Origin of the sequence: Arthrobacter sp. KN11-1C (assembly GCF_052180225.1) — a bacterium.
GTDB lineage: Bacteria > Actinomycetota > Actinomycetes > Actinomycetales > Micrococcaceae > Arthrobacter.
Genome location: NZ_CP197467.1, coordinates 3,017,798 through 3,043,377, shown reverse-complemented (window position 1 = coordinate 3,043,377; position 25,580 = coordinate 3,017,798). Strand labels below are relative to the sequence as shown.

Sequence of the window (25,580 nt, the reverse complement as noted above, 5' to 3'; positions counted from 1 at the left end):
GGCATCGGCCGGCGATTCTTCGACCGCGCAGCAAACGCGCACCCGCAGTTCAGCCGCGCCAACTAACAGTGATGGCTTCACCTTCGGGCACGGCCTTAATGTGCAAAGAGACATCCAGGCCCTCGGGATCACGGCACGGGTCCGTTCCGGTAGTGGTGATGATTTCCTGGATCAGCTGGGTCAGGGCAAGGGCCGTGGCCCGTCCCCAGTCCTCCGGGTGGGTGCTGGACGCCTCCACGGTCACTGAACGGACGGTTGTTTCGGGTTCGAGCTCGGGGTCTGTCTGCATCACGGTCACCATCTTCCGCGGAAGACTTCCCTCAGCCTCTGCCCATACCGACAGAAGGATCTTCGTCGGATTCGAGGGCCTCGGACGTCCCGTCCTGTGGGTCATGCTCCGGAAGGCCAGCTGGCCCAGGAGGGCGACTCCTAGCTGCTTGTGCGGTGACACCTTCCACCCTGGGGCTCCGGTCAACATCAGCTGCATGCAGACTCACGGGAGGAGTCTGTGAGTCGGCTTCACGGGGGCCAGTTGAGGTTCCATCGGGTGACGAGCCATCGGTGGCGGGGCCTTCGCGTTCGGCTTCTGACGCGTTTGTGGCCTCACTGACCGAGGAATTCACTTTGATGGGCTCTCCAGGCTTTCCGGGCTCTGGTACGTGACCGTCGTCGGTCGGTTCTGACGTCCCCGCGAGGTCTTCCATGGCGTTCTCCACTGCCTTGCTGATTTCGTCGTGCGCACTCATCATGCCTCCCAGGGGCCAGCGGGCCGGCGGTTCCGGCGCCTCCAAACCAGATTAGTCAGCATGCTGACTAATACGCTAGTGCTCCCTGGAGAAAGCGGCTTGCTGGCCAGTTGATAATAAGGCTGCTTACTATTATACGGGAAATGGTTTGGTCGAGGTGATGCGGAGGAAGACATGAACATGCACCGCCCGGGCAATGACAAGACGAGCAAAGGCGTGCGGCTTGGGAAGGCTCCACTGCCTGACGACGTCGAGCGACTGTTGTCGCAGACCGAAGAGCGGATAGGCGACGTCCCCGCGTTGCTGGCGCTGGCGGAGGTGACAGGCCAGACGACGCCGGATCCCGGCGAAGGCGAGACGGTCCGGCTGTGGGAGATCCTGGCGTCGCTGGCCACAGTCGACGTCGCCGCTGCGCGAGTCTTCGAACCGCACTTGGACGCCGGCGCAATTCTGAAACAAGCGGGAAAGCTGGCCCTTTTCGAGGGAACATGGGGGGTGTTCGCCGCCGAGGGGCCGGGCCACGCTCTCGAGGCGCGTGACCCCGGGCAATCCGCACCCCCAAAGGCCAACGTAACCCTTTCCGGCTCGAAGCCGTGGTGTTCCTTGGCGGGCTACCTTGACCACGCAGTCATCACCGCGAAGACGCAGTCGGGCAGTCGCCAGGCATTCGCCGTCGACTTACACTCCCAGGGAGTGAAGGTCGAGGAATCGACCTGGATTAGCCACGGCCTGCGTGAAATTCCCAGCGGTACGGTGCAATTCGCTGACGTACCTGCTGTTCCCGTCGGCGAGCCCGGCTGGTATTTCGAACGACCCGGTTTTGCCTGGGGAGGCATCGGCGTCGCTGCTTGCTGGTTGGGCGGCGCCGTCGGACTGCTGCGAACGTTCAAGGATGCCCTGGCGCGGCGGGACCCGGACCAGATCGCGCTCTCGGGCCTTGGCGAAGCGGACCGATTGCTCGCCTCCGGATTTGAGTTGCTCCGCGGCGCGGCGGCGGCGATCGACGGTGGCACCTTGGGCGATAACGAGGACAGCAACGGCGCGTGGGCGCACGCATTGCGAGTCAGGGGAAACGTGGCTGAGATCGTGGAAAGGATTCAGGAAACCGTCGGAGAGAACCTTGGCCCGGCCCCGCTTGCCCGGGATGAGCGGCATGCTAAGCGGGTTTCCGATCTTCGCCTCTACGTCCGGCAGCATCACGGCCAGCGCGACGACGCCCAGCTCGGTTCCTTGGTCTTGAAAGGCGCAAGCACATGGTGACTTTTGCACATGCCGATGCAGGCACGGCCGAGGACGAGTGGCTGAGGGCGGGGGCGGACTCGCTGCCCGAGCTCCCGCTGGACGATGCCGAACTGGCCGGGCGGACCGTCGTCGTGCTCGCTGCCCATCCCGACGACGAGACGCTCGGTGCCGGAGGCCTCATCAGCCGCCTGGCGGACTTGGGCGCCGCTATCAGGGTGGTGCTGTGCAGCGCGGGCGAGGCCTCGCACCCGTACTCTCCGACTACCGCTCCTGGCGAACTGGCAACGCTCAGGCTACGGGAATTCGAGGATGCGATGGCGGAGCTCGGACTGGGGGGCCGTTGGACGTTCCTCCGGCTCCCCGACGGCCAGCTTGGACATCACCGCTCGGCGATCTGCGATGCCCTGAATGCTGCCGTTCGGGACGCTGCTGGCGGCTGCCCGCCGTCGGACGTCGTACTGGTGGCGCCGTTCCGGGCAGACGGCCACACCGATCATGACGTCGCCGGTTCCGTTGCCGCGCAGCTCGCCAAAGAAGAAGGTTACGGGCTCCTCGAATACCCGATCTGGTATTGGCTTTGGGCCGATGTAGCTGACGAGCGATGGCGTCGCTGGGTGCGGTCGGATCTGACGGCGGGCGGCCGGGAAGCCAAGTCCGCGGCGTTGCAGGCCCACCGCTCACAACTGGAACCGCTGTCAGGTCAGCCTGGTGACGAAGCACTCCTGCAAGAGGGTTTCGTCGATCACTTCCGACGGAGCTGGGAGACCTTTGCGTGGACTCCTCCTTCAGGCACCAACACTGCTGCCGACGCGGAGCGCGTCTTCGACGCCATACACCTTGCGTCCAGCGACCCCTGGGACTATTCGAGCAGCTGGTACGAGAAGCGAAAACGCACCTTGACCATGGCGGCGCTGCCCAAGCCGCGCTACGCCCGGGGACTCGAACTGGGCTGCTCCACTGGAGTGCTCAGCGCGGAACTCGCCCAGCGCTGCGAGCAACTTCTCTGCGTGGATGCGAGCGGCCAGGCACTCGCATCGGCGGAGGCACGGCTTGCCGATATCCCCGGGGTCACGACGGCGCACATGACGGTGCCCACCCAGTGGCCCGATGGCCGGTTCGACCTCATTGTCATTTCCGAGGTGGGCTATTACTTGGGGGCCGCCGAATTGGACGCCGTGCTCGACAAATCGGTGGATTCCCTCTTGCCGGGCGGGACGTTGGCGATGTGCCATTGGCGCCGGCCTATTTCTGGCTGGTCATTGGATGGGGACAGCGTCCATGCGGCCGCGCGGGGGAGGCTGCCCTGGCCGTCCGCCGCGGTCTACCGGGAGAGGGACTTCATCCTTGAGACGTTCATCGCGGCCGCGCCTGGAAGCGCCGATGCCCGCGCTTAGGCTTGAGGACGGCAACCGGCCCCTCGCTGGAATACCGCCCGCCCGCGGTGGACTATTCGATGGCAGCATCGCCCATGTCGCCGTCGTGGTGCCGGCCCGTAACGAGGCCGAGCGGATCGCCCCGGCGATCCGCGCCATATGCCGGGCCGCCGCCCAGTTGCGAGCGGCCCGGCCCGGCGTGGACATCGGCGTAGTGGTGGTGTTGGACTCGTGCGACGACGGCACGGGAGAAGCCGTCGTCGACGCCGCCAGCCCCGCCGGATGCCTCAGCCTCCTCGACGTTCGGCTGCACAGTGCCGGGGCCAGCAGGGCGGCCGGCATCCGCGCCGCCCTCACCGCCACAACCGCCGCCCCTGAGCGGATCTGGTTGGCCAATACAGATGCCGACTCCGTGGTTCCACCGCATTGGCTCTGCGGCCAAGTCGAACTTGCCGAGGCCGGGGCGGACGCAGTACTGGGCACCGTCGAACCGAACCCCAATGAGCTGGACAAGGGCCTGCTCAACGCGTGGGCACACAGGCATCGCTTCGCCGAGAACCACCCGCATGTGTTCGGGGCGAACTTCGGCGTGCGTGCTTCGCACTACCTCCGAGTGGGTGGGTTTGAGCCCGTGAGCCTCCACGAGGACCGGATCCTGGCGGAGCGCCTCCGGCGCGCCGGCAGCGCCGTGGTGGCTACGGACACCCTGAGGGTCATCACCTCCAGCCGCCTGCACGGCAGGGCGCCCCACGGGTTCGCCGGTTACCTCCGCGGCTTGGGCGAGGCTTTGGCCGCGCCGCCGGACGCAGCAGTAGCGACCAGCGCCGCGCTCGATGTTTGAGACCGATTAGCTCGTTGGCGTGGAGACGCTAATCGAAACCGGTGGGTCCTATAAACCGTGTGCTCGGGTCCGCGACGCGTTCGTGCGTTGCAGTCGTTACTGTTCATTGACTTGGAACGATCGTCGGGGCGTGGGTGGACCGGCGAGTCGGTATGCCGTTTCGAGCATGGCGGCATGGACGAAAGCTTGGGGAAAATTCCCGCGAAGCTGGCGTTGTTCGATGTCGTATTCTTCCGTGAACAATCCGGGGGAGCCGCATGCGGACCGGTTGCGTTCAAAGAGCCGGATTGCCTCCGTGATGTTGCCTTGCAGGTGTTCCGTCAGGGCCAGGTTGAATCCGCAGAGGAGGAAGGCGCCTTCGGAATCGGCCAAGGGACCGGGCCGGTGCCTGAATCTGTAGACGTATCCGTCGTCGAGGAGTTCCTTTCTGACCGCTTCTGCCGTGGCAAGGGAGCGGGGGTCGCGGGCTGGCAAGGCTCCGCGGATGGCCGGAAGAAGAAGTGCCGCGTCGATCCTGTCGTCGGCGGCTGATCGTTGCCACCTACCGCTGGGATGCGTGCACGTGGCCGCGGTGTGGGTCAGGATCAGCCCGGCCAGTTGGTCCAAGGCCGACGCTTGGTCGGCGGGGGCATAGCGGGAGATGGCCTTGAGGCCGGCGACGCAGCTCAGGCGGGAATGGGTCCATCGTTCGTCCCCGAGTTCCCAGATGCCGGCATCGGGGACGTCCCATTTTGCTTCGATGGCCGCCACGGCCTGCCCGACCGCGTGCCAGTGCTCCTTGTCGAGATGGTCGTGGCGGGCGGCCGTGGCGAAGAGCAGCAGGGCTTCGCCGAAGGCGTCAAGTTGAAACTGTTGGTTGACCCAGTTGCCTACTGTGTCGGTGCCTCCCGGGTAGCCGGGAAGTTCGAGTGTGTGCTCGTCCGGTACCCTGCTGCCGGTGACGGTGTAAGCGGGCCTGAGGTTGATCCCGTCGGTCAGCAAACGCTCGCTGACGAAATGGACGGCGCTGTCGAGCAGGTCGGTGGCCGCCCCCGCTCCAGCTGCCTGTCCGGCAAAGCATTGGTCCCGGATCCAGGCGTAACGGTAGTCGTAGTTGCGTTTTGCCTCGGCACGCTCCGGCAGGCCCAGAGTGGCGGCCGCGACCATGGCCCCTGTCGAGCTCGTCATCCCGCGCAGGACCGCGTACGACTGGCGCGCATCGTCCGGCGCGACCGTCTCGTCCATCGCAGGCACCGACGAGGCCCAGGCCTGCCCCGTTGCGGTCCAGAGATCAGCCGGTTCAGGCGACCGTGACGGTAGCGGTTTGCTGGAGAGTTCCAGTACGAGGTGGTGTTCCCCTCCGGGCTCAAGCCCAATGTCCTGCCGCAGCATGCCGTCGATCACGGTAGCTTGGCCCATCCCGCTGATCCGGAGCCTAAGTCCGCCGCCGTCACCGGACCACACGCCGTCATCGGACCTGGAGACGTCCACGCCGTGCCGGCCGAAGCCGGGACGGGGTTGAAGAAGGATCCGGACCGGAGCGCTTCCGGAGATGAGCCGGATGTGGCGCATCAGCACTGCCGTGGCGGGGTCGCCGGGCATGGCGAGGGCTTCGCGGCATTCGACGATCCCGTCCGTCGTGACCCAGCGGCTGTTCCAGATCAGCGTGCCGTCCTCGTAGTGTCCTCCCCAGACATAGCGCGGGTTCAGGGGGGTCACGGCAAACACGCCGGAACCGCCCACCAGGGAAGAGAACACTGCGGGGCTATCCCATTGCGGGGCACACATCCAGACCACGTCTCCGCGCGGCCCGATCACTGCGCCCCGTTCACCATCGCCGATCAGGGCGTATTCGCGGAGAACCTGGGCAGGAAAAAGGAGATCGTTGCTGTCGGATTCTTTGCCGGATTCCACCTAACTATGCCTGGATCCGGTACTTATCGGCGTCCCGCGCACGGAAAGTGAGTCCGTTGCCCGGACAGTCCTCGCCGGGCCGGACGCTACCGCCGGCGGGGTCGCCTGTACCGTCAAAGAACATTTCCTCGATCCGGACGTGGTCGTGGAACCACTCCAGGTGCCGGAAATTCAGCGTGCCTGCTGCCGCCGGGACGGTCAGGTTGGGGGCACAGTGACCGGAGACCTCCAGTCCGCGGGCTGCGGCTACCGCAGCGGCCCGGAACCACTCCGTGAACCCGCCGCACCGGCTCAGATCCACCTGCAGGCAGTCCACGGCGCCGGCCTCGCACATCCGCCGGAAATAGAACAGTGTGGTGCCGTATTCGCCAGCTGCGACATCGGCTGAGATGGATCGCCGGACCTGGCGGAGTCCTTCGAGATGATCGCTGGACACCGGCTCTTCGAACCAGACCACCTCCTGCTCGGCGCATGCTTCGAAAACCCGGACAGCCTGCTTGGCGGTGTAGCCGCCATTTGCGTCGACGAAGAGCTCGACGCCGGAGCCGATCGTTTCCCGGGCCTGCCGGATCCGGGCGAGATCGCGGACTGTGTTCGTGCCGCGGTCTTCTCCGATCTTGATTTTCACCCGCGGGATCTGCTGGTCACCGGCCCATCCCTCCAGCTGGGTGCGCAGCTGCTCCTCCGAATACGTGGTGAAACCACCGCTGCCGTAAACATCCACGACCGCCCGGGCCGCGCCGAAGAGACGGTGCAAGGGAAGACCGAGGATCCGTGCCTTGAGGTCCCAGAGGGCGCAGTCGACGGCGGAGATGGCGTAGCCTGCCAGTCCGGGGCGTGAAGCGTTCCGGACGGTCCGGGCCAAGGCCTCGGCCGCAGCCGGAACGTCGAAGCAATTGAGCCCGACCACAGCCGGCTCCAGAATTTCCCTGATCAATGCCGCGCAGGCCGCGGGCGCGTAGGTCCAGCCGACGCCGGTCCACTCTCCCGCCGTGGCCTGCACGAGGACCATGGTGGTGGCGTCCCAGGCGTAGGTGCCGTCGGCCTCGGGCGTGGTGGTCGGGACGGTGTAGGCCGATACGTCAAGGGACTTCAGCCGAAGCGTCGAATCGGTCACGGCCATCAATCGTTCCTTTGCGGCAGGAACTCCTGGGCCTTGGTTTTGATTCCTTCCTTGATGAAGCCCCAGGCGCTGTCGTCGCCCTTCATGACAGCCTTCGCGCTGTTGAGGGCCTGCTCGAAAGTTGCGTGGGGCGGGATCGGAGGGATGTCGGGGTCGGTGCGCACATCCAGGACGGTGGGCCGGTCCGCGGCGAGGGCCTTCTCCCAGGCGCCTCCGAGCTCGTCGGGGGAGTCGACGTTGATGCCCTGCAGCCCGAGGCTGGATGCGAAAGACGCGTAGTCGACGTCGGGCAGGTCCTGCGATTCACGGAAGGACGGGACGCCTCCCATGGCCCGCATTTCCCATGTAACCTGGTTCAGGTCATCGTTGTGCAGGACCGCCACGATGAGCCGGGGATCGGCCCACTCGCGCCAGTAGCGGTGGATGGTGATGAGCTCGGCCATGCCGTTCATTTGCATGGCACCGTCCCCGGCGAAGGCGATTACGGGACGTTCCGGATGGGCGAATTTCGCTCCGATGGCATACGGGACCCCGGGCCCCATGGTGGCGAGGTTGCCGGAGAGGGAGCCGCGGATTTGCCCGTGGAACTTCAGTTGCCGGGCGTACCAGTTGGCTGAGGAGCCGGAGTCCGCCGTGATGATTGCGTCCTCCGGCAGGCGGTCGGAGAGTTCCGAGAACAGCCGCATGGGATTGATCGGGTTGGCTTCCACCATGGCCTCGGCGTGCATGGTTTCCCACCACCGGGTGATCTTGGATTCAAGGTCAGCGCGCCAGGACCGGTCCGCTTTGCGTTCCAGATGCGGAATGAGGGCCCGCAGGGCGGCCGCGGAATCGGCAACGATGTTGAATTCGTAGGGGTACCGCAGGCCGATCATGCCCGGATCGATGTCGATCTGGACGCCGCGGGCCTGCCCGTCTTCGGGCATGAACTGGGTGTAGGGGAAACTTGACCCGATGGTCAGCAACGTGTCGCAGTCGCGCATCATTTCATAGCTCGGACGGGTGCCGAGCAAGCCGATCGATCCAGTGACGTACGGCAGGTCGTCCGGCAGGGAGTCCTTGCCGAGAAGCGCCTTGGCGACCCCTGCGCCCAGCAGTTCGGCGACTTCGCGTACCTCCGCCGCGGCCCCGCGTGCGCCCTGGCCGATCAGCATGGCCACCTTGCTTCCCTGGTTGAGCAGCTCGGCCGCACCCCGGATCGCTTCGTCATCGGGCTGGATATCCGGCCAACGGATGCCGAGGCTGGACGGAACCATTTTGAAGGCGTGGGTCGGCGGCGTGTATTCAAGATCCTGGACGTCGGACGGAATGATGACCGCCGTGGGTGTGCGGTTGGCCAGGGCTATCCGCAGCGCCCGGTCCAGGACGTTGGGGAGTTGCTCGGGGACGGTGACCATCTGGACGTAGTCCGAGGCCACGTCCTTGAAGAGGCTAAGCAGGTCCACCTCTTGCTGATAGGAACCGCCCATGGCGCTGCGGGCCGTCTGGCCGACGATCGCCACCACCGGGACGTGGTCCAGCTTCGCGTCGTACAAGCCGTTGAGCAGGTGGATGGCGCCCGGGCCGGAGGTGGCCATGCAGACTCCGACCTTTCCGGAGAATTTGGCGTAGCCGACCGCTTCGAAGGCGCTCATTTCCTCGTGTCTGGCCTGAATGAATTTCGGCTCGTTTCCGGCTTTTCCGAAGGCGGCGAGTACACCGTTGATGCCGTCCCCCGGAAAAGCAAAGACCTTGTCCACGCCCCATTCGCGGAGCCGGGCGAGCAAGTAGTCTGCGACCGTCTGTGATGTCATGATCAATCTGCCTTTCCTGCGATTAGTCGTTCGGCGGCGCGTGCCGCTACTGCCATGATCGTCAGCGCGGGATTCGCGCTTCCTTGGGTCGGCAGCACGCTGCCGTCGGTGATGAACAGGTTGGGGACCGCGAAGGTGCGGCACATCGGGTCCACTACACCGTGGTGTTCGTCGGCGGCCATCCGTGCTCCGCCCACGAGATGTGCGTACCGTTTGATCGTGATGACTTCGTCCGCGCCGGCGGCCTTCAGGATCTTCTCCATGACGGATTGGGCGGCGCCCATCAGCTGCCGGTCGTTCTCGCATTGGCTGTAGCTGAACCGGGCGACGGGCAGCCCGTGGCGGTCCTTTTCGTCCGCCAGGGTGACGCGGTTTCCTTCCAGCGGGAGAAATTCGCACAGCGCCCCGAGGCAGGCCCAATGCGGATAGTCACTCATATACCGACGCAGCTCCGCGCCCCAGTGCCCTTGGGCGGCTACGTGTTCGGCCCACGCGATGGGAAGTGGCGAAACGGTCTGGATTGAAAATCCGCGCTTGTAGGGCTTGGTGGAATCTGTTTCGTAGAACTCCTCGGTGCTCACCTCAGGTGGTGGAGCCTTCCACATACGGACTTCCGCGTCGAACCGGCCCGCCGTCTGCGGCGCGCCCTGGACCATCAGGTACCGGCCCACCTGATCGAAGTCATTGCACATGCCGTGCGGGAACCTCGTTGAGATCGAGTTCAGCAGGAGCCGCGGTGTTTCGATCGAATAGCCGGCGACGGCGACCGTGCGGGCGCGCTGGAACCGCTCCTTTCCGCCGCGGACATAGTGGACGCCGGTGGCCCTGCCTGTCCTTTCGTCGAAGCCGATGCGGGTCACCATCGAATCGGCCCGGACTTCGGCGCCGTGGGCGAGCGCGTCCGGAATGTGGGTAATCAGGGGTGAGGCCTTGGCGTTCACCTTGCAGCCCTGAAGGCAGAAGCCGCGGTAAATGCAGTGCGGCCGGTTGCCGAAGCGACCGTTGGCGATCGCTACCGGCCCGACCTTGGCACTGATGCCGCAGGCGCGGGCACCGCGCAGGAACAGTTCACCGTTGCCTCCGACGGGGTGGGGGCGGTGCGGGTACCGGTGCGGATCGCCCCAGGGCCAGGATTCTCCGGCGACCGGGAGTTCCTCTTCAATGTCTTCGTAATACGGACGCAAATCCGCATAGTCCAGGGGCCAGTCGGCGCCGACTCCGTCGGTCGTGAAGGTGCGGAAATCGCTGGGGTGGAAGCGGGGTGTGTAGCCGGCGTAGTGGACCATGGACCCGCCTACCCCACGGCCTGAATTATTCGATCCCAGCGGCACGGGGTCCTCGCCGCCGATCACCCGCGGATCGGTCCAATACAGGTGATGCGATCCTGCCTCGTCACTTACCCAGTCCCGATCGGGGTCCCAGAACGGGCCGGCGTCGAGAGCTACCGCCCTCCATCCTGCGCGGGCCAGCCGTTGCAGGAGTGTTGAGCCGCCCGCGCCGCATCCGACGATGACGATGTCCACGTCGTCCCGGTCATCGAACGTGCGCATGTCATCGCGCAGGCGGTGGTTGCTGCCGGGACCGGGTGGAAGCAGCCACGCCGATTCGTTGCGGTTCCGGACGTGACTCATGGCCGGACTCCTCCGTCATGGGCCACGGGGTCTTCCTGCGGACTCGCGTCGGCCACTTCGAACGGTTCCAGCCGGTCGACGCCTAGGTTCTTGTAGCCGCGCGGATAGGCGGGACCGCCGAAGCCGATTTCGTCCCACACCCAGGGATTCGAGTAGAAGGCCGTGCAGGCGTAGCGGGTCCACAGCCCCCACACGTGTCCGGCCGGCATGCCTTGCCACATCGAGCTGCCGAGGGCCTGGATGGCCTGAAGCACGGCGGCCTGTTGCTCGTCGCTGCAGTTTGCGAAGGATTGATTGAATGATTCCTCCGCTGCACGGTCCAGCGCCGACAGCGACGTGCGCCAGGCCTCCCCATCTTCGGGCATGTCCTCGTAGCGCCAGCCATCCGTCTGGTTTTCAGCAAGTCGTGCGTCGACGAAATTGACCACCGGGATGCGGGGCTCGGCGTGCTGGGCGAGCAGTTGGTCAAACAGCGCCTTGGCCGTGGCCTCTTCGGCCGGAGTGAAGAAGCGGATGTCGGCGGGCCGGGCGAGCCGGCCCAGGACCACACTGGCGGTGGTCTTGTCCCAATGGCCGGATTGGGCAACGGTGCTGAAACCTGGGTATCGGCCGCCCCCGGCCTCCTTGTCCAGAGGAAGCGAACTCATTTCTCTCGCCTCAGTATTGAAGCCAGCAGCCCCATGCCGCCGACAAGCGTCACCAGCAGGGGCGCGAGCAGGGGCGGTCCCATCTCCAGGTTGTAGCGCAGATTGGAGAACCCGCCTGGCTTTTGGGCGATGCCGCGGGCGTGGAGGTAGGTTCCCTGCAATCCGTTGGCGACGATCGCCGCGCTTGCGATCGGCAACGCAGTTTTAGCCATCCTGCGGCTGAAGACCCCCGCTATGCCGGCTGCCGCGCCGACCGGGCCGAGCGCCACGGGAAGCCACATCCATTTGTTCCCGAAGCTGGCCTTGTCATGTTCGAAGTAGATCTCCGCCGCCGTCACCAGTGCGCCCGCAGCTGTGAGTCCCGAAAGAGATTTTTCAAAGCGACCCCCTTTCACGTTGCCGACCATGCGATCGACGAGGTGGATCACTTCGCCTTCGGCTTCACGTTTCATGCTGTTCCTCCTCAACCAGACACGTTCGGTGCAGTGCTGCAAATATTGCAGTCACGCAAATACCAGGGTGATACTGGGGTTCGTGGAGAGAATCGAAGACCATGACGCCGATGCCCAGATCGATGCGGTGCTTCGGGCCGCCAACGTGCTGCTTCGGGTCGTGGCGCAGTCGGTCGTGGAAGTCGAGGACATCGTCACGAGCCCGCAATTGCGTGTGTTGGTCATGATTGCCTCGCGCGGACCGCAGAATCTCGGCGCGGTCGCTGCGGAGTTGGGCGTGCATCCCTCCAATGCCACGCGTATCTGCGAGCGGATGGTCAATGCGGGGCTGATCGGTCGGCGCGATGACCCCGGTGACCGCCGGTACCGGGCTTTGTCTTTGACCCCCGAGGGTGTCTCCCTGGTCAACAAGGTCCTGGAACACCGCCGCAAGGCCGTTGCCGCGGTGATGGGTCGGATGCCGGCGGAGTTGCGCGGGGTTTGCGCTGTGGGCATGGATGCGTTTGCGGCGGCGGACGGTGGCGAAGGCTCCGAAGACGGCCGGTTCAGCATTGATCTCGACGGGTGACGGCAGCTCATTCGTACTCTCCCGCTGCAAAGACAAGTGCAAGGACGGCATTGGCGGCCGCGGGCGTCCGGTACCTGACGTCCAGCGCAGCGAGCAGGACCATGCTCGCGGCGTGGACCGCGTCCACGCTGCCTCCGATGCGGTGGGCAGTACGCCCGGCCCGGGCAGTCAGCACCGCCTGAATCAGGTGCCGTGCTCCGAGGATTCGGATGACGGTCCGGGCCTTGCTGTCAGGTGTGGAGCCCAACAGCCGGCCGGTCAGGAAATCCGGGGCCAGAAGCTCGCACATGCCGTAGACCCCCCGGACAACTTCCAAGGGCTTCATCGCTCTGCTCTCCGCAAGAACGCGCCCCGCGCAATTGCCACGGCCGTGAGGAGCCCGACGGCGGCACCCACCATTGCATGACGTTGGGATGCCCAAAGCTGGGCACTGCGCCGGGAAGACCTGCGATCAAAAATGCCATGCGTGCCGAAATCCCTGCTACTGTCTGCGGGCTCCCAGAGGTTCACCGGCTGCTGCGGACTTCGGGGCTCCGAGGTCTGCTGGGCCTTGAAGCCAGTCTTGGCGAGGTAGCGGTCGAGCAGTGCGGGGGCGAAAGCGTTCACGATGAGGGTTCCGGCGGTACTGCCGCCCACCCAGTATTCGCGCCGTTTCGGGTGGTTCGCGGCGTACACGACCGCCCGTGCGGCCACCTCCGGCTGGTAAATCGGCGGCACCGGTTGCGCGTGATGCGGAAGACGGGAGAGCACCCAGGAAAATTGGGGTGTATTGACTGCGGGCATCTGCACCATGGTGGTGTGGATGCCGCTCGATTCATGGAGCAGTTCGCACCGCAGAGACTCGTTGAATCCTTGAATCGCGTGCTTGGCGCCACAGTAGGCGGTCTGCAGCGGGATGCCCCGGTAAGCGAGGGCTGAGCCTACCTGCACAATGACTCCACGGTTCCGTGTCCGCATACGCTTCAAAGCCGACATGGTTCCGTAGACGTAACCGAGGTAGCTTACCTCGGTGACACGCTTGAATTCGTGCGCGGTGATTTCTGAAAACGGGGAGAAGACAGAGGTGAAGGCAACGTTTACCCAAACATCGATCGGCCCCAGCTCGCGCTCGATCCGCCCGGCGGCGTCGTCGAGCGCCTCCGCATCGGCGACATCTACGCTCAAAGTCCACGCACGCCCGCCAGCCGCTTCCACCTCCCGTGCGGCTCCAGCCAAGCCGGCCTGGCCGCGGGCAAGTAACGCGACCACGGCACCCTGGCGGGCAAAAGCAACCGCAGATGCGCGCCCGATTCCGCCGCTGGATCCTGTGATGACAACAATGCGTGCGGTCTTATCCATGAACGTGACTCCTTAGCGTGTCAGCAACGGCGTCAACACCCGCAGCCCGATGCCGGAGGAGCTGCCGCGGATCCCCACTAATTCATCAATCTAGCCGGAATGCTTGCGCTCATGCAATGGTACGTAGGCTTAGAACTTTGACTTTACGGTCAGGGCTGCCGGGATAGAAAATGACCTACAAAGGGTGTGGGTGGTCCAATGTTGCAGGACCGGAATGTAGCTATACATGCCGGTCAAGGGCCGATGTCCAGTCTGGTTTCTGGCGAGCGGAAAGCTGGGCTGCTTGAGGCGCTGTCGTCTAATTCCTTGGTCTTCTGTGCCCGCGGAGGATCCGGCGGGAAATGGCCTACCCCGCTGCCTCCTGCGAGATCGGCCCTCGGTCCCGGAAGGTCCCGGGCCCCGAGCACACTTTCCACACCGCGGTCCGGCTCGCTGGACTCCGTCCGGTAAACGACCGAAAACAAAGGACGTGTCCGGGTCTACGCATGACTGGGGCTTCTGGAACGGAATGTCCCGCCTGATGGGGGATCAGGCGGGACTTTCCAACCATACAGTCAGGCCGACGATGTGCGGGGACGGGGTCTGGGGAAGCCATCGTCGAGGTCCGACTCGCCTTTCGCCAAGCGGCACAACGTCCCAGTGCTATCGTCCGCCGGAAGTCAGGGGTAATCTGGACGGAATTCATTCGGAAAGGCCTCGGGCAGGAAGGCGGCATTCACGAGCGTGAGCATCAAGGACGAGTGGGACCGGCTCGATTCCGGTACCCGGACTTGGCTTCTGGAGAATCCGGCGTGCACGGTCCTTCCCCCCGCCATATCGGCGAAGGTCAACAAGGACGCACGCGAGAATATACCGTGTGACCCGACCGGGCAGGTCGTGCTTTCCCGGGACGACCGAGATTTCATCCGCGAGAAAGCGGAGGCCGCCGGAAAAGCAGTCCGCGTTCCGACGAGGGAATACCGATTCTTCGACACCGCAGCTTTGCCTGTTATTAGGAAAGAGTTGCCTGAAAACCGCGCCGCGCCGTCCCCGGACGAGGGCCCAGTATAAAAGTTGGACGGTCCGTAAGACGAACACCTGACCGACCCGCTCGCAGGGTCTGCCGCCCAGCTGGTCACTGTCCGCTCCGCTGCCATAGATCCAGACCCATCTCTGGCGCTGTCATCAGCAGCGCTGCAGCCTTTCAGCGGCGCGGCATCTTCCTGCTTGAACGCCGCTCTGGCCTCGCCTGGCGCTGACGTGCCGACGCGGGTCATTCCGTCTGGTCGACTGGATCGATCAGGACCGCGGCGGTCGTGACGGCGCTCATTAGATGCCGGTATTGTCTCAGCTGGCGCCTAAGGTGCTGGAAAGACTGTGGCATGGTCTTCCTCCATAGCGGCTCACGCCCTGCCGGCACCCGGTTGGCAAGCAGGGCCGCTGTGGGGCCCTGCCTGCAGACGGTTTAGGAGAACCTGCCGGGACGGAAGGTGGAGAGCATGGGGTGCTTGCTGCCGGTAAGTATTTCGCCCGCCAGCAGTTCGCCGGCGATGAGTCCGAGCGTGGCTCCGGAGTGCGTGAAGGCCACGAAACAGCCGGGCACGTGGTCGAGTTCGCCGAGGACGGGTTCTCCGTCGCCCGGGATGGGTTTGTAGCCGATCTTCCAGGATGCCGGCTTGAGTTCGGGGTTGCCGGCGATGAGTTTGGACGCTTCGTCGGCGAGTTCCTGGACGATGTCTTCGGGGATGCTGAAGGAGCCATCGGTGTGTTCGGTGATGTGCTCTTCGTACCAGTCGTGGTCCAGGGCGAGGGTACTGCCCGGGTTGGGCCGCACTGCGGCACGCGGGGTGTTGAGCACGGCCTTCAGCTCGTGGTCCACGGCTTTGGTCAACACGAGCATCGAGACGGGGGAGCCGTTGGGGATATCGACGCCGAGGGGTGCGACGACGTCAGGCGTTGCGGCACCGCAGGCGACCAAGACGGCGTCGGCCTCGTAGGTCCCGCCTGCGGCGGTTTCGACGCCGGCGGCCCGGCCTGCATCGACCATCACGGAAACCTTTCCGGCGTTGAGGATGAGTTCGCCGCCCCGGGCGTGGAATTCCTCCATCAGGAATTCGATCAGGTCCGGAAGGCTGACCCAGCCCTCGCCGGGGTTGAAAATAGCGTTCTCCGGCACGGCATCGGGATCAATGCCGGGAGTCGCTGCGGAAATCTGTTCGGGCGTCAGGAGCCGGGAGTTGTAGCCAATGGACGTCTCGTACGCGTGGCGGGCTTCCGTGACGGCGCCCTTTCCGGCGGCGTTCCAAGTGAGGCCGCCGCCGAACTGCAGCCATTCACGGCCGGGGTCCGCGGCGAATAATGTGCGGTAGCGGTCCACGCCGGCCACCCGGAGCTGATGGTAGGGGGTGGAGCGTTGCCCGGCGGAGTTCAGCCAAGAGAGGGATCGGCCGCTGGCCTCGCTGCCCAGACCGCGTTCGGTCAGGAGTATCACGGAGGCACCTTCGCGGAGCAGGTGCACCGCTGTGGAGACGCCGAGGATGCCGCCGCCGATGACGGCGACGCGTTTGGTGGAAGGTATGGAGGACATGGGTCTCCCTTTCTATTCGTATTTGGGCGCTGAGGTTGCGCAGGGACTTGTGTCGCTGTGTGGCTAGGCGACGGCGCGGATCTTGTCGATGGTCTTCAGGACTTCGAGGGACTCTACGGGGTCGACCGGAATCGGCCCCTCGCCCCGGATGGCTGCCGTGAGTTCTGTATAGAACCGGGGGTAGGCGCCCGCCTGGGCGGGGACACTCTCTTTGGCAATGTCAGTTCCCAGGACGCCCCATGAGTTCCGTGGCTCAACGCCGTAGGCGGGATCCGACGGCGGCATTCCGGCCGCGAGGGCGGGCTCCTGGCTGTCCAGTCCCCACTTGGTGTAGCCGGCCTTCGAGCCCAGGACGTGGAACCGCGGTCCTACCTGGGCCGCCATGCCGTTCATCCACAACCTGGACCGCACCCCGGAGTCATGGAGCAGGGACACGAAGGCCTCGGTATCGGCACGTTCCGGATGGCGACCGCGGTTTGCGGTCTCGCCGTAGCAATCTTCAATGGGACCGAAAAGCTGGATGGCCTGGTCGATCAAGTGGGAACCGAGGTCGTGGAGGATCCCGCCACCTTCATCCACGGAAGCAGTGTCCCGCCAGTTGCCGAACCCTTCGGGACGCCACCACTCGAATCGCGATTCGTAGCTTCGGACTTCCCCCAAGGAACCTTCACGAATGATCTTCTGGAGGGTCAGGAAGTCGGCGTCCCACCGCCGGTTCTGGAACACCGTCAGCTGCACGCCGCCGTCCGAGGCTCTGGCGATGAGCTCTTCACCGTGAGCCGACGTCGTAACGAACGGCTTGTCCACCACCACATGGAGGCCGTGGGCGATCGCGGTAGCGGCGAGGTCGAAGTGCGTGAGCGGGGGAGTGCCGAAGATCAGGAGATCAAGGTCGGGCGCCAGTTCGAACAGTGCTTCCGGTGTCCCGACAACACGTGCGGTGGGGTAGAGCCTGGTCGCTTCCGCAGCGCGCCCTTGGTCAGCGGTCACGATGACGTCCAGTGAGTAGCCGGGGTCGGCGGCGATCAGCGGCGCATGGAAGACTTTTCCGGAGACCCCGAATCCGACGACGGCGGTCCGGATGGGAGCCGCTCCAGCGTTCGCCATTACAGGACTTCCGAGAGGAATCGCTGGAGCCGTTCGCTGCGCGGGTTGTCGAAGAGCTCGGCGGGGGTGCCTGATTCCACGACTTCACCCTCATCCATGAACACCACCTGGTCGGCGACCTTCCGGGCGAAGCCCATTTCGTGTGTGACAACCAGCATGGTCATGCCGCGCCCTCCCAGCCCGGCCATGAGGTTCAGCACGCCCTTGACGAGCTCGGGGTCCAGGGCGCTCGTGGCTTCGTCGAAGAGCATGACCTCCGGTTCCATGGCCAGCGCCCGGGCGATGGCGACGCGTTGTTGTTGGCCGCCGGAGAGGTCCCGGGGGCGGTGGTCGGCGCGTTCGGCGAGCCCGACTTCGGCGAGGCTACGGTGGGCACGTTCCCTGGCTGCGGCCTTAGACATTCCCTTGACGCTCCAGAGTGCCAAGGCGACGTTCTCGAGGGCAGTGTGGTCGGGGAAGAGGTTGAAGTGCTGGAACACCATGCCGATACGGCTGCGCAGGATATCCGGCTTGACCTTTAGCGCGCTTTCACCTGCCAAGAGGACATCACCGCTCTTGGGTTCGTGGAGCCGGTTGACGCCACGGAGCAGGGTCGACTTTCCGGATCCGGAGGGGCCGATGATGCACGTGGTGGTGCCGGGCGCAACGTTCAGGCTGACGTTGCGCAGCACCTCGATGTCCCCATACGCCATGGTCAGGCTTCTTAGCTCCAGGCTGGAACCGTGGAACGTCTGGACACCGGCGGCGGTGTTGTTGGTGCTGGTACTGGCGCTCATGTGTTGCTCCCGGTGATCAGCGGCGATGCCGCGTCGAGTTCTGTGACTTCCTTCAGGCCGCTGCTCGGCGCGCTCGGACGACGCCGGCCCGTGCGGAAGCGGCTGTCGAAGTAGTTCACGAGGTGGGTCAGCGGGACGGTGATCACGAGGTAGAAGACACCGGCCATGACCAGCGGCGAGAGGTTGCCGGACAGCACGGCCGCGTCCTGGCCCACGCGGAAGAGTTCGCGTTCGCTGACCAGCAGGCCCAGAAAGTACACAAGGGAGGAGTCCTTGACGATGGCGATGAATTGGTTCACCAAGGCCGGGAGCACCCGGCGGATGCCTTGGGGCACCACCACGAGCCGCATGGATTTGGCGTAGCTCATGCCCAGGGCGCGGCACGCCTCGCCTTGTCCCTTGTCGACGCTTTGGATGCCGGCGCGGAAGATCTCGCCGATATAGGCGCTGGCGATAAGGCTCAGCGCGATGATGCCCAGCGGGTAGGGGGAGGGGCCGAAGATCGACTGGCTCAGGCGGGCGAAGCCTTGGCCGATCAGCAGGATGGTGAGGATGGCCGGGAGGCCCCGGAACAGATCGGTGTAGATTCGGGCAGGGACGCGCAGCCATGTGGAGGATGAGATCCCCATGACGGCAACGACCATGCCGAGTGCGACGCCGATGATGGTGGCGGACACTGAAATGATCAGGGTGTTCAGGAGACCCACACCGATCAGTTGCGGCAGGACTTCGGCCATTGCGCCGAAATCGAAGAATGTACGTGTGATGGTGCTTAACCAGTCCATGGTTTGCTCTCAGACTTAGGTGGCTGGTGGGCGGGCGGACCGGCTGCGGTCCGCCCGCCTACTTGGTAGGTGGTCTACTTGCTGGGCGCCGGGCTGGCGGTCTGCTCGGCCTTGGGCAGGTACTGGGAAGGCATCGGGGAGCCCGGGAACCACTTCTGGTAGAGCTTCTCCCAGGTGCCGTCTTCCATTGCCGCGGCCAGTCCCTTGTTCAGGGCGTCCTTGAGGGCGGTCTTGTCCTTGGCCAGGGCGAAGCCCGCCGGTGCGTCGAAGGAGGGAATGTCGGCGGCGCTGACCAGGCCGAACTGCTGCTCGTAGGACTTTGCGGCCTCGTAGTCGAGGAAGTGTGCGTCCGCCGAGCCGCTGTTCACTGCAGAGATCGCGGAGTTGTTGTCCGGGAAGCGCACCAGGTTTGCGGTGGGGAAATTCTTCACTGCATAGGCTTCCTGCAGGGTGCCCTGCACCACTCCAAGGCGCTTGCCGGCCAGGTCGTTGACGCTCTTGATCCCGGAGGTTTTGGTCGTCAGGACGGTCAGGTAGCCAGCAAGGTAGCCGTTGGAGAAGTCCACGGTCTGCTTGCGTTTGTCCGTGATGCCGATGGCCGCGACCCCGACGTCGAACTGGCCGTTGGCGACGGCCGGCAGGATCGCCGAGAAGTCCTGTCCGGTGAAGACGACCTTGTCCACTCCGGCGCGGTGCGCGACATCCTTGAACAGTTCGACGTCGAAACCTGTGAAGTTTCCGGTGGCATCCGTGAAGGTATAGGGCTTGGCATCTCCCAGGCTCGCCACCCGGATGGTGCCAGGTTCTATGAGGCCGTAAGGGTTTCCAGCCGTCGACGACGAGGCCGGGGTCGATCCGCCACACCCGCTCAGCGCCAGGAGGGCTGCGACAGCAGCCGCAACGATCACCCCCGAGCGGAAGTTCAGTCGTTTAATCACAGCAAATTTTCCAATCATGAGAAGCGAAGCGGCCTAAAAGCCTTGTGGAATTCCTCTTGTTGAGTCCGGTCTCAGTGATTAGGATTGAGACCGGACTCACAAGGGGTTGCAAAAAATGTAACCCAAGCCACACTGGCCGTCAAGGCCCCTTCGGAAGGCATGCATGAGCAGCAACGGTTCGAGGCGACGCGAGATTACCGTCGCCGACGTCGCGAAGGCGGCGCAGGTGTCCAAGGCCCAGGCTGCACGGGCACTGGGAAATTACGGGGCTGTCAGCGAAGAAGTCCGGGACCGGGTTCTTGCGGCAGCAGAGGAGCTTTCCTATCGGCCCAACGAGCTGGCCCGCAGCATGAACACGGGGAGATCCAACACGATCGGGGTAGTGGTGGGCGACATTGAGAACCCCCACTTCGGACTCGCAACGAGGGGCATTACGGACACTGCCAAGAAGAGCGGCTACAACGTCATCCTGATCAACACTGACGAGGAATTAGCCGCGGAAATCGAGGCGGTTCAGGTCCTGCTCGATAAGCGCGTGGACGGACTGATCGTGGCGCCGGCGTCGTCTGTTGAAACAGAACATTTACAGCACGTTCACGAATCCGGGCGGCCCCTGGTGCTCCTGGATCGAAAAGCCGAGGGGCTGGACGTTGAGACCATCGCAGTGAGCATGACCGGGATTTCCTACGAGTCCACCCGGTATCTCCTCCAGGCCGGCCACCGCCGGATCGCCTTTGTCTCCACCCTCAAGACCGACTCTCCGTACCGGGCAGGAATGGTTCTGGACTCCTCGCAGATCTCCGAGCGCTTGGAAGGCATGCACCGGGCATTTCTCGAGGCCGGATCGGCTTTCCCCGAGGACCTGGTGCGCCTCAACGCCGGCGACACAGAATCCATCCGGAAAATCACCCGCGAGGTCCTCTTCATGCCGGAGCCGGCCACCGTCATCGTCGCATCTGACGGCCTTATCGCGCTGAGCGTCGTCGAAGCCATACAGGAGCTGGGCCTCTCGATCCCCAACGACGTCTCGTTCCTGATGTATGACGACTTCTCCTGGACCCGGCTGACCAGCCCGCCACTGACGGTCATTGCCCAACCCGTCTACAACATGGGCGTGGCTGCGGCAAAGGCACTGATCCGCCAAATCCAAGGCCTACGCCCTCTGGCCCCCGCACCCAAGTTCACCGCGACCCTGGTCCGCCGGGGATCCGTAGGGACGCGCCGGACAGCGGAGACCCATAGCTAACACTCCGGGGACCGGGGAAACCTGGGACCGACCCAGGGCAGCGGTCGAACCCTGAAAGCAAATACGGTTCCACCCGTAGCCGCGGGTACACCGTTCTTGGTGATGACCATCAGGGCATGAGTCACCGTGATCGTTAGGGAACCGGCAAAGCCGGTTCCGATGGTGTCCTCCAAAGAGTCGATCAAGCGCATGTGGATTGTGGTTCCTCGATGGTTTAAAGCGGCCAGAGCCGCCACGAGGCACCGGGCTGCTTCGTCCGGGTTCGGGCACTCGTTGATGTGCAGCAGTTCAATCCTCATGTGAGTATTCTCCGCGTTCACAAGAAAAAGCCCTGCGGATGCCCAAGGATGAACCATCCACCATTGGAACCTATGCAATCGGATATCAGCAAGCGAGTGAGAGAGAAATCGTCCGCACGGAAATTGAGATCGCGGTCGTCGACGTCTCTCCCATGCTCCGGGGGGACTTGCCGAGAGTATTCGCAAAACTGTCAACAGGTTAACTATTATTGACAGGATCATAAACTAGCGTCAAATACGCGAGATTCATGAGCGTCGCGACCCACCCCTCCGGGCATGGCGGACAGGTCGGCGTCCGGAAGCATTGCGTTTCTGACAAGGGGAAACGTCGAACGCCGGTGTCTTGCCTGGGTCACCAAGGCTTTTGGGGACGCCTCTGTCACATCCGCGATGCGAGGCGGAGCGGAAGCGGCCCGCACTGTCGTCCGCCGGGAAAATTCCCGGTAGTTGGCTCTTGATTTCCGGGTTTAGTAAGCATGATGATCATCCCGTGCTCACTGAGGGCGCAAAAGATGCTCACTGGGGAGCACATAAATTCGGGGGCGAAGCATGGCTGCTTTACGGTCTCTTTTTTCTGGTCTGGTTCTTTCATCCGTCGTTCTGACGGGGCTGGCCGTGCCCGCACAGGCCACAACCCCGCCACCATCACCGTCACCATCCCCGATGGGGAAGGCTGCCGCAGCGGCTCCGGGTAAACCGGCGGCGGCGAAGAAACTGCCCACGGTTGCGCAGCCGAAGAAGCCGGTCCCGCAGAACTTCAGGAACGGACCGGCCCCGAAGCCGGCACCGCTGACGGCCGCCGTGGCACTGGCCCCGGCCACGGGCAACGGTGCTCCTGCGGGTTCGCGCGGGGCGGCGTCGATGATCGATCACCAGCTCACGGATCTGGCGAAGCTTTCGCTGAATCCGACGAACGGCAATGCCGTGCTGACCGGCGGACTGCTGCACGTGCAGGGGGCGTTGCTGGACGTGAACGTGGGCTGGCGGTACAACAGCCTCACCGACATCCGCCCCACCCTGAACGTCGGCACCCAGGAAACCACCTTGATGACCGGGCCCGGCACCGGGGCGTATACCTATGTGGCCGACGACGGTGGCTGGTACACCTTCACGCCCGACGGCGCGGGCGGCTTCATCACACCCCCGGGAATCCGCGCCACACTCACGGCGCTGAGTGGCAACGGCACGGCCTTCTCGCTGCAGTTCAATGATTCGCTGCTGACAAACCAATACCAGCTCTCCGGGAACAACCTGGTGCTGACGAACACGAACAACCCGTACGGCGGGGTGATCTTCGCGGTCGATTACTTCTACAACGCCAACGGCCTGCTGGACCACACCACGGACACGGAGAACCGGACGGTCTCCTACGCGTACACGGACCCGAACAACGCTTCCCAGCCCTCGAGCATCACCGATAACTCCCTGGGCCGGAGCATCAGCATCGCCTACGGCGGGCCCGGCGGGGCGATGTCCTCGATCACCGATGCCACGCAGGACACCCTCACCTTCAGCTACAACGCGGCCGGGAAGATCTCCCAAGTCGAAGACGGGATGTCGAACTACACGAAGCTGACCTACGACAGCAGCGGGCGCATCGCGAAGATCAGCTACGCCTACAACACCAACGACCAGGGAGACTGGACCCCGTCCTACGGCACCGGGGCCACCACGGTCACCGACCCGAACGGGCACCAGGCCGTCTACACCTTCAACACCAGCAACCAGGTCACCAGCGTCAAGGACGCCAACGGCAACAACCTGCAGTCAGTCTTCGACACCCACGACAACCAGACCAAGTCCACCGACGCCCTGGGCAACGCCACCACCGCCACCTACAACGGGGCCAACTTCGTCACGCAGATCACCGCACCGGCAGGAGCCACCGGCGGCAGCGGAGGAAGCAACACCTTCACCTACGCCACCAACACCAGCATCCGCCCTACTTCCTCCGCTGATGCGGAGACCAACGCCACTGGTTACACCTATGACACGAACATCGCTTTCGTGTACAGGACCACCTACGCGGACGGGTCCTACACCCTGCGCAACTACCAGGCCGACGCGGAGAACACGAACTGCAACGCCTGGAACGGGCAGCTGTGCACCTACCGCGACAACAACGGCAACATCACCAGCTACACCTACTCCTACGCCGACCCGGTCACGGTCACCCGCCCCGCACCGCTCGGCGTGACCACCAACACCTTCGATAACGCGAGCCGGCTGCTGACCTCCAAGGACGGCAACGGGCAGACCGCCACCTACATGTACGACGACAACGACCGGCTCCAGCAGATCCAATACGGATCCTCCTGTGTCCCGGCCACCTGTGTCACCTTCACCTACGACGGGGCCGGAATGCTGGATTCCCGGACAGATGCTTCCGGCACCACCACCTATGTCCACGACAGCCAGAACCGGCTTATCTCCAAGAAGACCGGCGGGAACGTCACGAGCTCCGTCACCTACGACGGGGCCTCCAACGTCTTGTCCTTCACGGATCCGACCGGCACCGTGACCTACGCCTACGACCCTGCGAACCGGCTGGTCAAACTCGCCGAGCCCGGCGGATCCTGCCCCGCCACGCCGGTCTTCCCCAACAGCACCGGGTGCAGCGGTTTCGGTTACGACACCGCCAACCACCGCACCAGCACCAGCTACCCCAACGGGGTCAAGAACACGACCGTGTACGACAACGCCTCACGAATCAAATCGATCACCGCGACCAACAGCACCGGCGCCACCCTGGCCACCCGCGTCTACACCTACAACACCATCACCGGCGGACATGACGGAGACCTGCGGGCCTCCATGAACGACGGAACCACCACCACCAGCTACACCTACGACAACCGGCTCCGGCTCAAGACCGACAGCATAGGGACAACCACGGACACCTGGGGCTACGACGCCAACGGCAACCGCACCTCCGACGCGCGCACCGGTACCGCCACCGTCTACAACGCCTACAACGCCGCCGACGAACTCTGCTGGGCCGGGCCCAGCGCCGGGACCTGCTCCGCCCCGCCGGGAGGCTCCACCACCTACTCCTACGACGGGGACGGAAACGCCACCCTCTCCGGGCCCACCACCCAGGCCTACAACGTGTTCGACCAGTTCACCTCCAACGTCAACGCAGGCATCACCACGACCTTCACCTACGCCGGACCCCGCAACGATGAACGGCTCACCTCCGGCTCCACCAGCTTCCTCAACGGCACCCTGGGCATCACCCAGCAAAGCAGCGGCGGGGCAACCACCTCGTTCATCCGCGACCCGGAGGGTAACCTGATCAGCATGCGCACCAGCGCCGGATCCTTCTACTACACCACCGACGCCCTCGGCTCCATCATCCTGCTCACCGACAGCACCCAGGCCAAAGCAGCCACCTACTCCTACGACTCCTGGGGCAACGCCACCAGCACCGGCACCCAGGCCGCCAACAACCCCTGGCAATACGCCGGCGGCTACTACGAAGCCTCCACCAACCGGATCAAAATGGGCGCCCGCTACTACAACCCCTACCGCGGCCGCTTCACCCAAACCGACCCCTCCGGCCAAGAAGCCAACCGCTACCTCTACGCCGGGGCCAACCCCATCAACAACACAGACCCATCCGGGCTCGATTTTTGGAGCGACTTCACGAATTCTGCAGGACCGGACATCGTCGGAGGTGCAGTCAGCGTATTTGGCGGCGTTCTAGCCCAAGGCCTTATTGATTCGACCGGAGTTGGGCTTGTTGCGTCCTTTGCCATTGGTTGCGTGGCGGGGTTGGTAACAACGGCCGCGAGTGACAGTTTGACAGGCCAGAGTAGTAGTGCAGGAGCCTACGCCGGCCACTGTTTAGGGGGAGGTGTCACCGGCTTGGCCGGGTTTGGGGCAGCTGCTCTCGTGGGCGCTCTGAGATGACATCAAGACCACGACGCGAGGGGCGCCATGTTCACTGCTTTTGAGTTGATAGGCATCATCGGACTGTTGGGTGTCTTTGCCGTTTTCGGTTTCATGGTTGTGCGGCGCCCTGGGCAGAAGATGAGTTTCAAACACAATCGCGGACCATATACAGCACTTCTGTCGCTCCTCACGATTTCGTTGATTGCTCTGGTGCTTCATGTTTTTACGGTTGCACATTAGTGATGGCACCACTGCGTCTTCGCTGTTCATGTTTTTCTGGGCATTGATGACTGCCCGGTGTGAGCCACGGCACAAGCGGGCT

At 64.2% G+C, this 25,580-nt stretch carries 23 protein-coding genes; 8 read left to right on the top strand and 15 right to left on the bottom strand.

Features of this window, described 5'->3' with window-relative positions; translation table 11 throughout:
- Positions 1-49 precede the first annotated feature (49 nt).
- Complete coding sequence (locus tag ACSBOX_RS14280) at positions 50-451, bottom strand: hypothetical protein (protein ID WP_442543034.1); 402 nt, start codon at positions 449-451, stop codon at positions 50-52.
- Positions 452-920: 469 nt separating this feature from the next.
- Between ACSBOX_RS14280 and ACSBOX_RS14275 the strand changes: the two genes are divergently transcribed.
- Genes ACSBOX_RS14275 through ACSBOX_RS14265 form a run of 3 tightly spaced genes read left to right on the top strand, consistent with a single transcriptional unit; the run spans position 921 to position 4,202 of the window.
- On the top strand, positions 921-2,006 hold the full coding sequence (locus ACSBOX_RS14275; RefSeq protein ID WP_442543033.1) for an acyl-CoA dehydrogenase family protein: 1,086 nt from the start codon (positions 921-923) through the stop codon (positions 2,004-2,006).
- Positions 2,000-3,382: a PIG-L family deacetylase gene (locus tag ACSBOX_RS14270; protein ID WP_442543032.1), complete on the top strand. Its 1,383-nt coding sequence runs from the start codon at positions 2,000-2,002 to the stop codon at positions 3,380-3,382. The genes ACSBOX_RS14275 and ACSBOX_RS14270 overlap by 7 nt, the downstream gene beginning before the upstream one ends.
- A complete protein-coding gene (locus tag ACSBOX_RS14265; RefSeq protein ID WP_442543031.1) occupies positions 3,369-4,202 on the top strand; it encodes a glycosyltransferase in 834 nt (277 codons plus the stop codon). The genes ACSBOX_RS14270 and ACSBOX_RS14265 overlap by 14 nt, the downstream gene beginning before the upstream one ends.
- A 96-nt stretch (positions 4,203-4,298) precedes the next feature.
- Here ACSBOX_RS14265 and ACSBOX_RS14260 read toward each other — a convergent pair whose 3' ends face one another.
- From ACSBOX_RS14260 to ACSBOX_RS14235, 6 genes are read right to left on the bottom strand one after another with little or no spacing between them, the layout of a single operon-like run.
- The gene (locus tag ACSBOX_RS14260) at positions 4,299-6,095 is read right to left on the bottom strand and encodes a glycoside hydrolase family 15 protein (protein ID WP_442543030.1); all 1,797 of its coding nucleotides are present in this window, start codon (positions 6,093-6,095) and stop codon (positions 4,299-4,301) included.
- Positions 6,096-6,099: 4 nt separating this feature from the next.
- Complete coding sequence (locus ACSBOX_RS14255) at positions 6,100-7,218, bottom strand: enolase C-terminal domain-like protein (protein WP_442543029.1); 1,119 nt, start codon at positions 7,216-7,218, stop codon at positions 6,100-6,102.
- The gene (locus ACSBOX_RS14250; RefSeq protein WP_442543028.1) at positions 7,218-9,011 is read right to left on the bottom strand and encodes a thiamine pyrophosphate-requiring protein; all 1,794 of its coding nucleotides are present in this window, start codon (positions 9,009-9,011) and stop codon (positions 7,218-7,220) included. Before ACSBOX_RS14250 ends, ACSBOX_RS14255 begins: the two co-directional genes overlap by 1 nt.
- Positions 9,012-9,013: 2 nt before the next feature.
- On the bottom strand, positions 9,014-10,642 hold the full coding sequence (locus ACSBOX_RS14245) for a GMC family oxidoreductase (protein ID WP_442543027.1): 1,629 nt from the start codon (positions 10,640-10,642) through the stop codon (positions 9,014-9,016).
- The gene (locus tag ACSBOX_RS14240; RefSeq protein WP_442543026.1) at positions 10,639-11,289 is read right to left on the bottom strand and encodes a gluconate 2-dehydrogenase subunit 3 family protein; all 651 of its coding nucleotides are present in this window, start codon (positions 11,287-11,289) and stop codon (positions 10,639-10,641) included. Before ACSBOX_RS14240 ends, ACSBOX_RS14245 begins: the two co-directional genes overlap by 4 nt.
- A complete protein-coding gene (locus ACSBOX_RS14235) occupies positions 11,286-11,741 on the bottom strand; it encodes a hypothetical protein (RefSeq protein WP_442543025.1) in 456 nt (151 codons plus the stop codon). The genes ACSBOX_RS14240 and ACSBOX_RS14235 overlap by 4 nt, the downstream gene beginning before the upstream one ends.
- A gap of 82 nt (positions 11,742-11,823) precedes the next feature.
- On the opposite strand from ACSBOX_RS14235, the gene ACSBOX_RS14230 reads away from it, so the two are divergent.
- A complete protein-coding gene (locus ACSBOX_RS14230) occupies positions 11,824-12,309 on the top strand; it encodes a MarR family winged helix-turn-helix transcriptional regulator (RefSeq protein ID WP_442543024.1) in 486 nt (161 codons plus the stop codon).
- A 7-nt stretch (positions 12,310-12,316) separates the two neighbouring features.
- Here the strand turns inward: ACSBOX_RS14230 and ACSBOX_RS14225 are convergent, their stop codons facing one another.
- Together ACSBOX_RS14225 and ACSBOX_RS14220 are read right to left on the bottom strand one after the other, a co-directional pair.
- Positions 12,317-12,634, bottom strand: a complete 318-nt coding sequence (locus tag ACSBOX_RS14225) for a hypothetical protein (RefSeq protein WP_442543023.1) — start codon at positions 12,632-12,634, stop codon at positions 12,317-12,319.
- Positions 12,631-13,647, bottom strand: a complete 1,017-nt coding sequence (locus tag ACSBOX_RS14220) for an SDR family oxidoreductase (protein ID WP_442543022.1) — start codon at positions 13,645-13,647, stop codon at positions 12,631-12,633. The genes ACSBOX_RS14225 and ACSBOX_RS14220 overlap by 4 nt, the downstream gene beginning before the upstream one ends.
- 723 nt (positions 13,648-14,370) lie before the next feature.
- Between ACSBOX_RS14220 and ACSBOX_RS14215 the strand changes: the two genes are divergently transcribed.
- Positions 14,371-14,697, top strand: a complete 327-nt coding sequence (locus tag ACSBOX_RS14215; protein ID WP_442543021.1) for a hypothetical protein — start codon at positions 14,371-14,373, stop codon at positions 14,695-14,697.
- Positions 14,698-15,091: 394 nt separating this feature from the next.
- On the opposite strand, the gene ACSBOX_RS14210 is transcribed toward ACSBOX_RS14215, so the two are convergent.
- The 5 genes from ACSBOX_RS14210 to ACSBOX_RS14190 form a co-directional block, all read right to left on the bottom strand.
- Positions 15,092-16,213, bottom strand: a complete 1,122-nt coding sequence (locus ACSBOX_RS14210) for an NAD(P)/FAD-dependent oxidoreductase (protein ID WP_442543020.1) — start codon at positions 16,211-16,213, stop codon at positions 15,092-15,094.
- A gap of 63 nt (positions 16,214-16,276) precedes the next feature.
- Positions 16,277-17,320 carry a Gfo/Idh/MocA family protein gene (locus ACSBOX_RS14205; protein ID WP_442543019.1) on the bottom strand — a complete coding sequence of 348 codons (1,044 nt, stop codon included), beginning with the start codon at positions 17,318-17,320 and terminating at the stop codon, positions 16,277-16,279.
- Positions 17,320-18,096 carry an amino acid ABC transporter ATP-binding protein gene (locus ACSBOX_RS14200; protein WP_442543018.1) on the bottom strand — a complete coding sequence of 259 codons (777 nt, stop codon included), beginning with the start codon at positions 18,094-18,096 and terminating at the stop codon, positions 17,320-17,322. The genes ACSBOX_RS14205 and ACSBOX_RS14200 overlap by 1 nt, the downstream gene beginning before the upstream one ends.
- Complete coding sequence (locus ACSBOX_RS14195) at positions 18,093-18,881, bottom strand: amino acid ABC transporter permease (RefSeq protein WP_442543017.1); 789 nt, start codon at positions 18,879-18,881, stop codon at positions 18,093-18,095. The genes ACSBOX_RS14200 and ACSBOX_RS14195 overlap by 4 nt, the downstream gene beginning before the upstream one ends.
- A gap of 74 nt (positions 18,882-18,955) precedes the next feature.
- Entirely contained in the window at positions 18,956-19,837 is an 882-nt protein-coding gene (locus ACSBOX_RS14190) for an ABC transporter substrate-binding protein (protein ID WP_442543016.1), read from the bottom strand.
- A 145-nt stretch (positions 19,838-19,982) separates the two neighbouring features.
- Here ACSBOX_RS14190 and ACSBOX_RS14185 point away from each other — a divergent pair, with 145 nt between their 5' ends.
- Positions 19,983-21,065, top strand: a complete 1,083-nt coding sequence (locus tag ACSBOX_RS14185) for a LacI family DNA-binding transcriptional regulator (protein WP_442543015.1) — start codon at positions 19,983-19,985, stop codon at positions 21,063-21,065.
- Here ACSBOX_RS14185 and ACSBOX_RS14180 read toward each other — a convergent pair.
- On the bottom strand, positions 21,062-21,364 hold the full coding sequence (locus ACSBOX_RS14180; RefSeq protein WP_442543014.1) for a thioredoxin family protein: 303 nt from the start codon (positions 21,362-21,364) through the stop codon (positions 21,062-21,064). The two genes, ACSBOX_RS14185 and ACSBOX_RS14180, sit on opposite strands and share 4 nt — an antisense overlap.
- 663 nt (positions 21,365-22,027) lie before the next feature.
- Here ACSBOX_RS14180 and ACSBOX_RS14175 point away from each other — a divergent pair.
- Both ACSBOX_RS14175 and ACSBOX_RS14170 read left to right on the top strand, forming a co-directional pair.
- Positions 22,028-25,276, top strand: a complete 3,249-nt coding sequence (locus ACSBOX_RS14175) for an RHS repeat domain-containing protein (protein WP_442543013.1) — start codon at positions 22,028-22,030, stop codon at positions 25,274-25,276.
- Positions 25,277-25,303: 27 nt separating this feature from the next.
- Complete coding sequence (locus ACSBOX_RS14170; RefSeq protein WP_442543012.1) at positions 25,304-25,498, top strand: hypothetical protein; 195 nt, start codon at positions 25,304-25,306, stop codon at positions 25,496-25,498.
- Positions 25,499-25,580: the final 82 nt, after the last annotated feature.

What these genes read in the sequence shown, in the direction of transcription:
- ACSBOX_RS14275 (WP_442543033.1), top strand. Translation starts at nt 921, where the DNA reads ATGAACATGCACCGCCCGGGCAATGACAAGACGAGCAAAGGCGTGCGG.
- ACSBOX_RS14270 (WP_442543032.1), top strand. Translation starts at nt 2,000, where the DNA reads ATGGTGACTTTTGCACATGCCGATGCAGGCACGGCCGAGGACGAGTGG.
- ACSBOX_RS14265 (WP_442543031.1), top strand. Translation starts at nt 3,369, where the DNA reads ATGCCCGCGCTTAGGCTTGAGGACGGCAACCGGCCCCTCGCTGGAATA.
- ACSBOX_RS14255 (WP_442543029.1), bottom strand. Translation starts at nt 7,218, where the DNA reads ATGGCCGTGACCGATTCGACGCTTCGGCTGAAGTCCCTTGACGTATCG.
- ACSBOX_RS14250 (WP_442543028.1), bottom strand. Translation starts at nt 9,011, where the DNA reads ATGACATCACAGACGGTCGCAGACTACTTGCTCGCCCGGCTCCGCGAA.
- ACSBOX_RS14245 (WP_442543027.1), bottom strand. Translation starts at nt 10,642, where the DNA reads ATGAGTCACGTCCGGAACCGCAACGAATCGGCGTGGCTGCTTCCACCC.
- ACSBOX_RS14240 (WP_442543026.1), bottom strand. Translation starts at nt 11,289, where the DNA reads ATGAGTTCGCTTCCTCTGGACAAGGAGGCCGGGGGCGGCCGATACCCA.
- ACSBOX_RS14235 (WP_442543025.1), bottom strand. Translation starts at nt 11,741, where the DNA reads ATGAAACGTGAAGCCGAAGGCGAAGTGATCCACCTCGTCGATCGCATG.
- ACSBOX_RS14225 (WP_442543023.1), bottom strand. Translation starts at nt 12,634, where the DNA reads ATGAAGCCCTTGGAAGTTGTCCGGGGGGTCTACGGCATGTGCGAGCTT.
- ACSBOX_RS14220 (WP_442543022.1), bottom strand. Translation starts at nt 13,647, where the DNA reads ATGGATAAGACCGCACGCATTGTTGTCATCACAGGATCCAGCGGCGGA.
- ACSBOX_RS14210 (WP_442543020.1), bottom strand. Translation starts at nt 16,213, where the DNA reads ATGTCCTCCATACCTTCCACCAAACGCGTCGCCGTCATCGGCGGCGGC.
- ACSBOX_RS14205 (WP_442543019.1), bottom strand. Translation starts at nt 17,320, where the DNA reads ATGGCGAACGCTGGAGCGGCTCCCATCCGGACCGCCGTCGTCGGATTC.
- ACSBOX_RS14200 (WP_442543018.1), bottom strand. Translation starts at nt 18,096, where the DNA reads ATGAGCGCCAGTACCAGCACCAACAACACCGCCGCCGGTGTCCAGACG.
- ACSBOX_RS14195 (WP_442543017.1), bottom strand. Translation starts at nt 18,881, where the DNA reads ATGGACTGGTTAAGCACCATCACACGTACATTCTTCGATTTCGGCGCA.
- ACSBOX_RS14190 (WP_442543016.1), bottom strand. Translation starts at nt 19,837, where the DNA reads ATGATTGGAAAATTTGCTGTGATTAAACGACTGAACTTCCGCTCGGGG.
- ACSBOX_RS14185 (WP_442543015.1), top strand. Translation starts at nt 19,983, where the DNA reads ATGAGCAGCAACGGTTCGAGGCGACGCGAGATTACCGTCGCCGACGTC.
- ACSBOX_RS14180 (WP_442543014.1), bottom strand. Translation starts at nt 21,364, where the DNA reads ATGAGGATTGAACTGCTGCACATCAACGAGTGCCCGAACCCGGACGAA.
- ACSBOX_RS14175 (WP_442543013.1), top strand. Translation starts at nt 22,028, where the DNA reads ATGGGGAAGGCTGCCGCAGCGGCTCCGGGTAAACCGGCGGCGGCGAAG.
- ACSBOX_RS14170 (WP_442543012.1), top strand. Translation starts at nt 25,304, where the DNA reads ATGTTCACTGCTTTTGAGTTGATAGGCATCATCGGACTGTTGGGTGTC.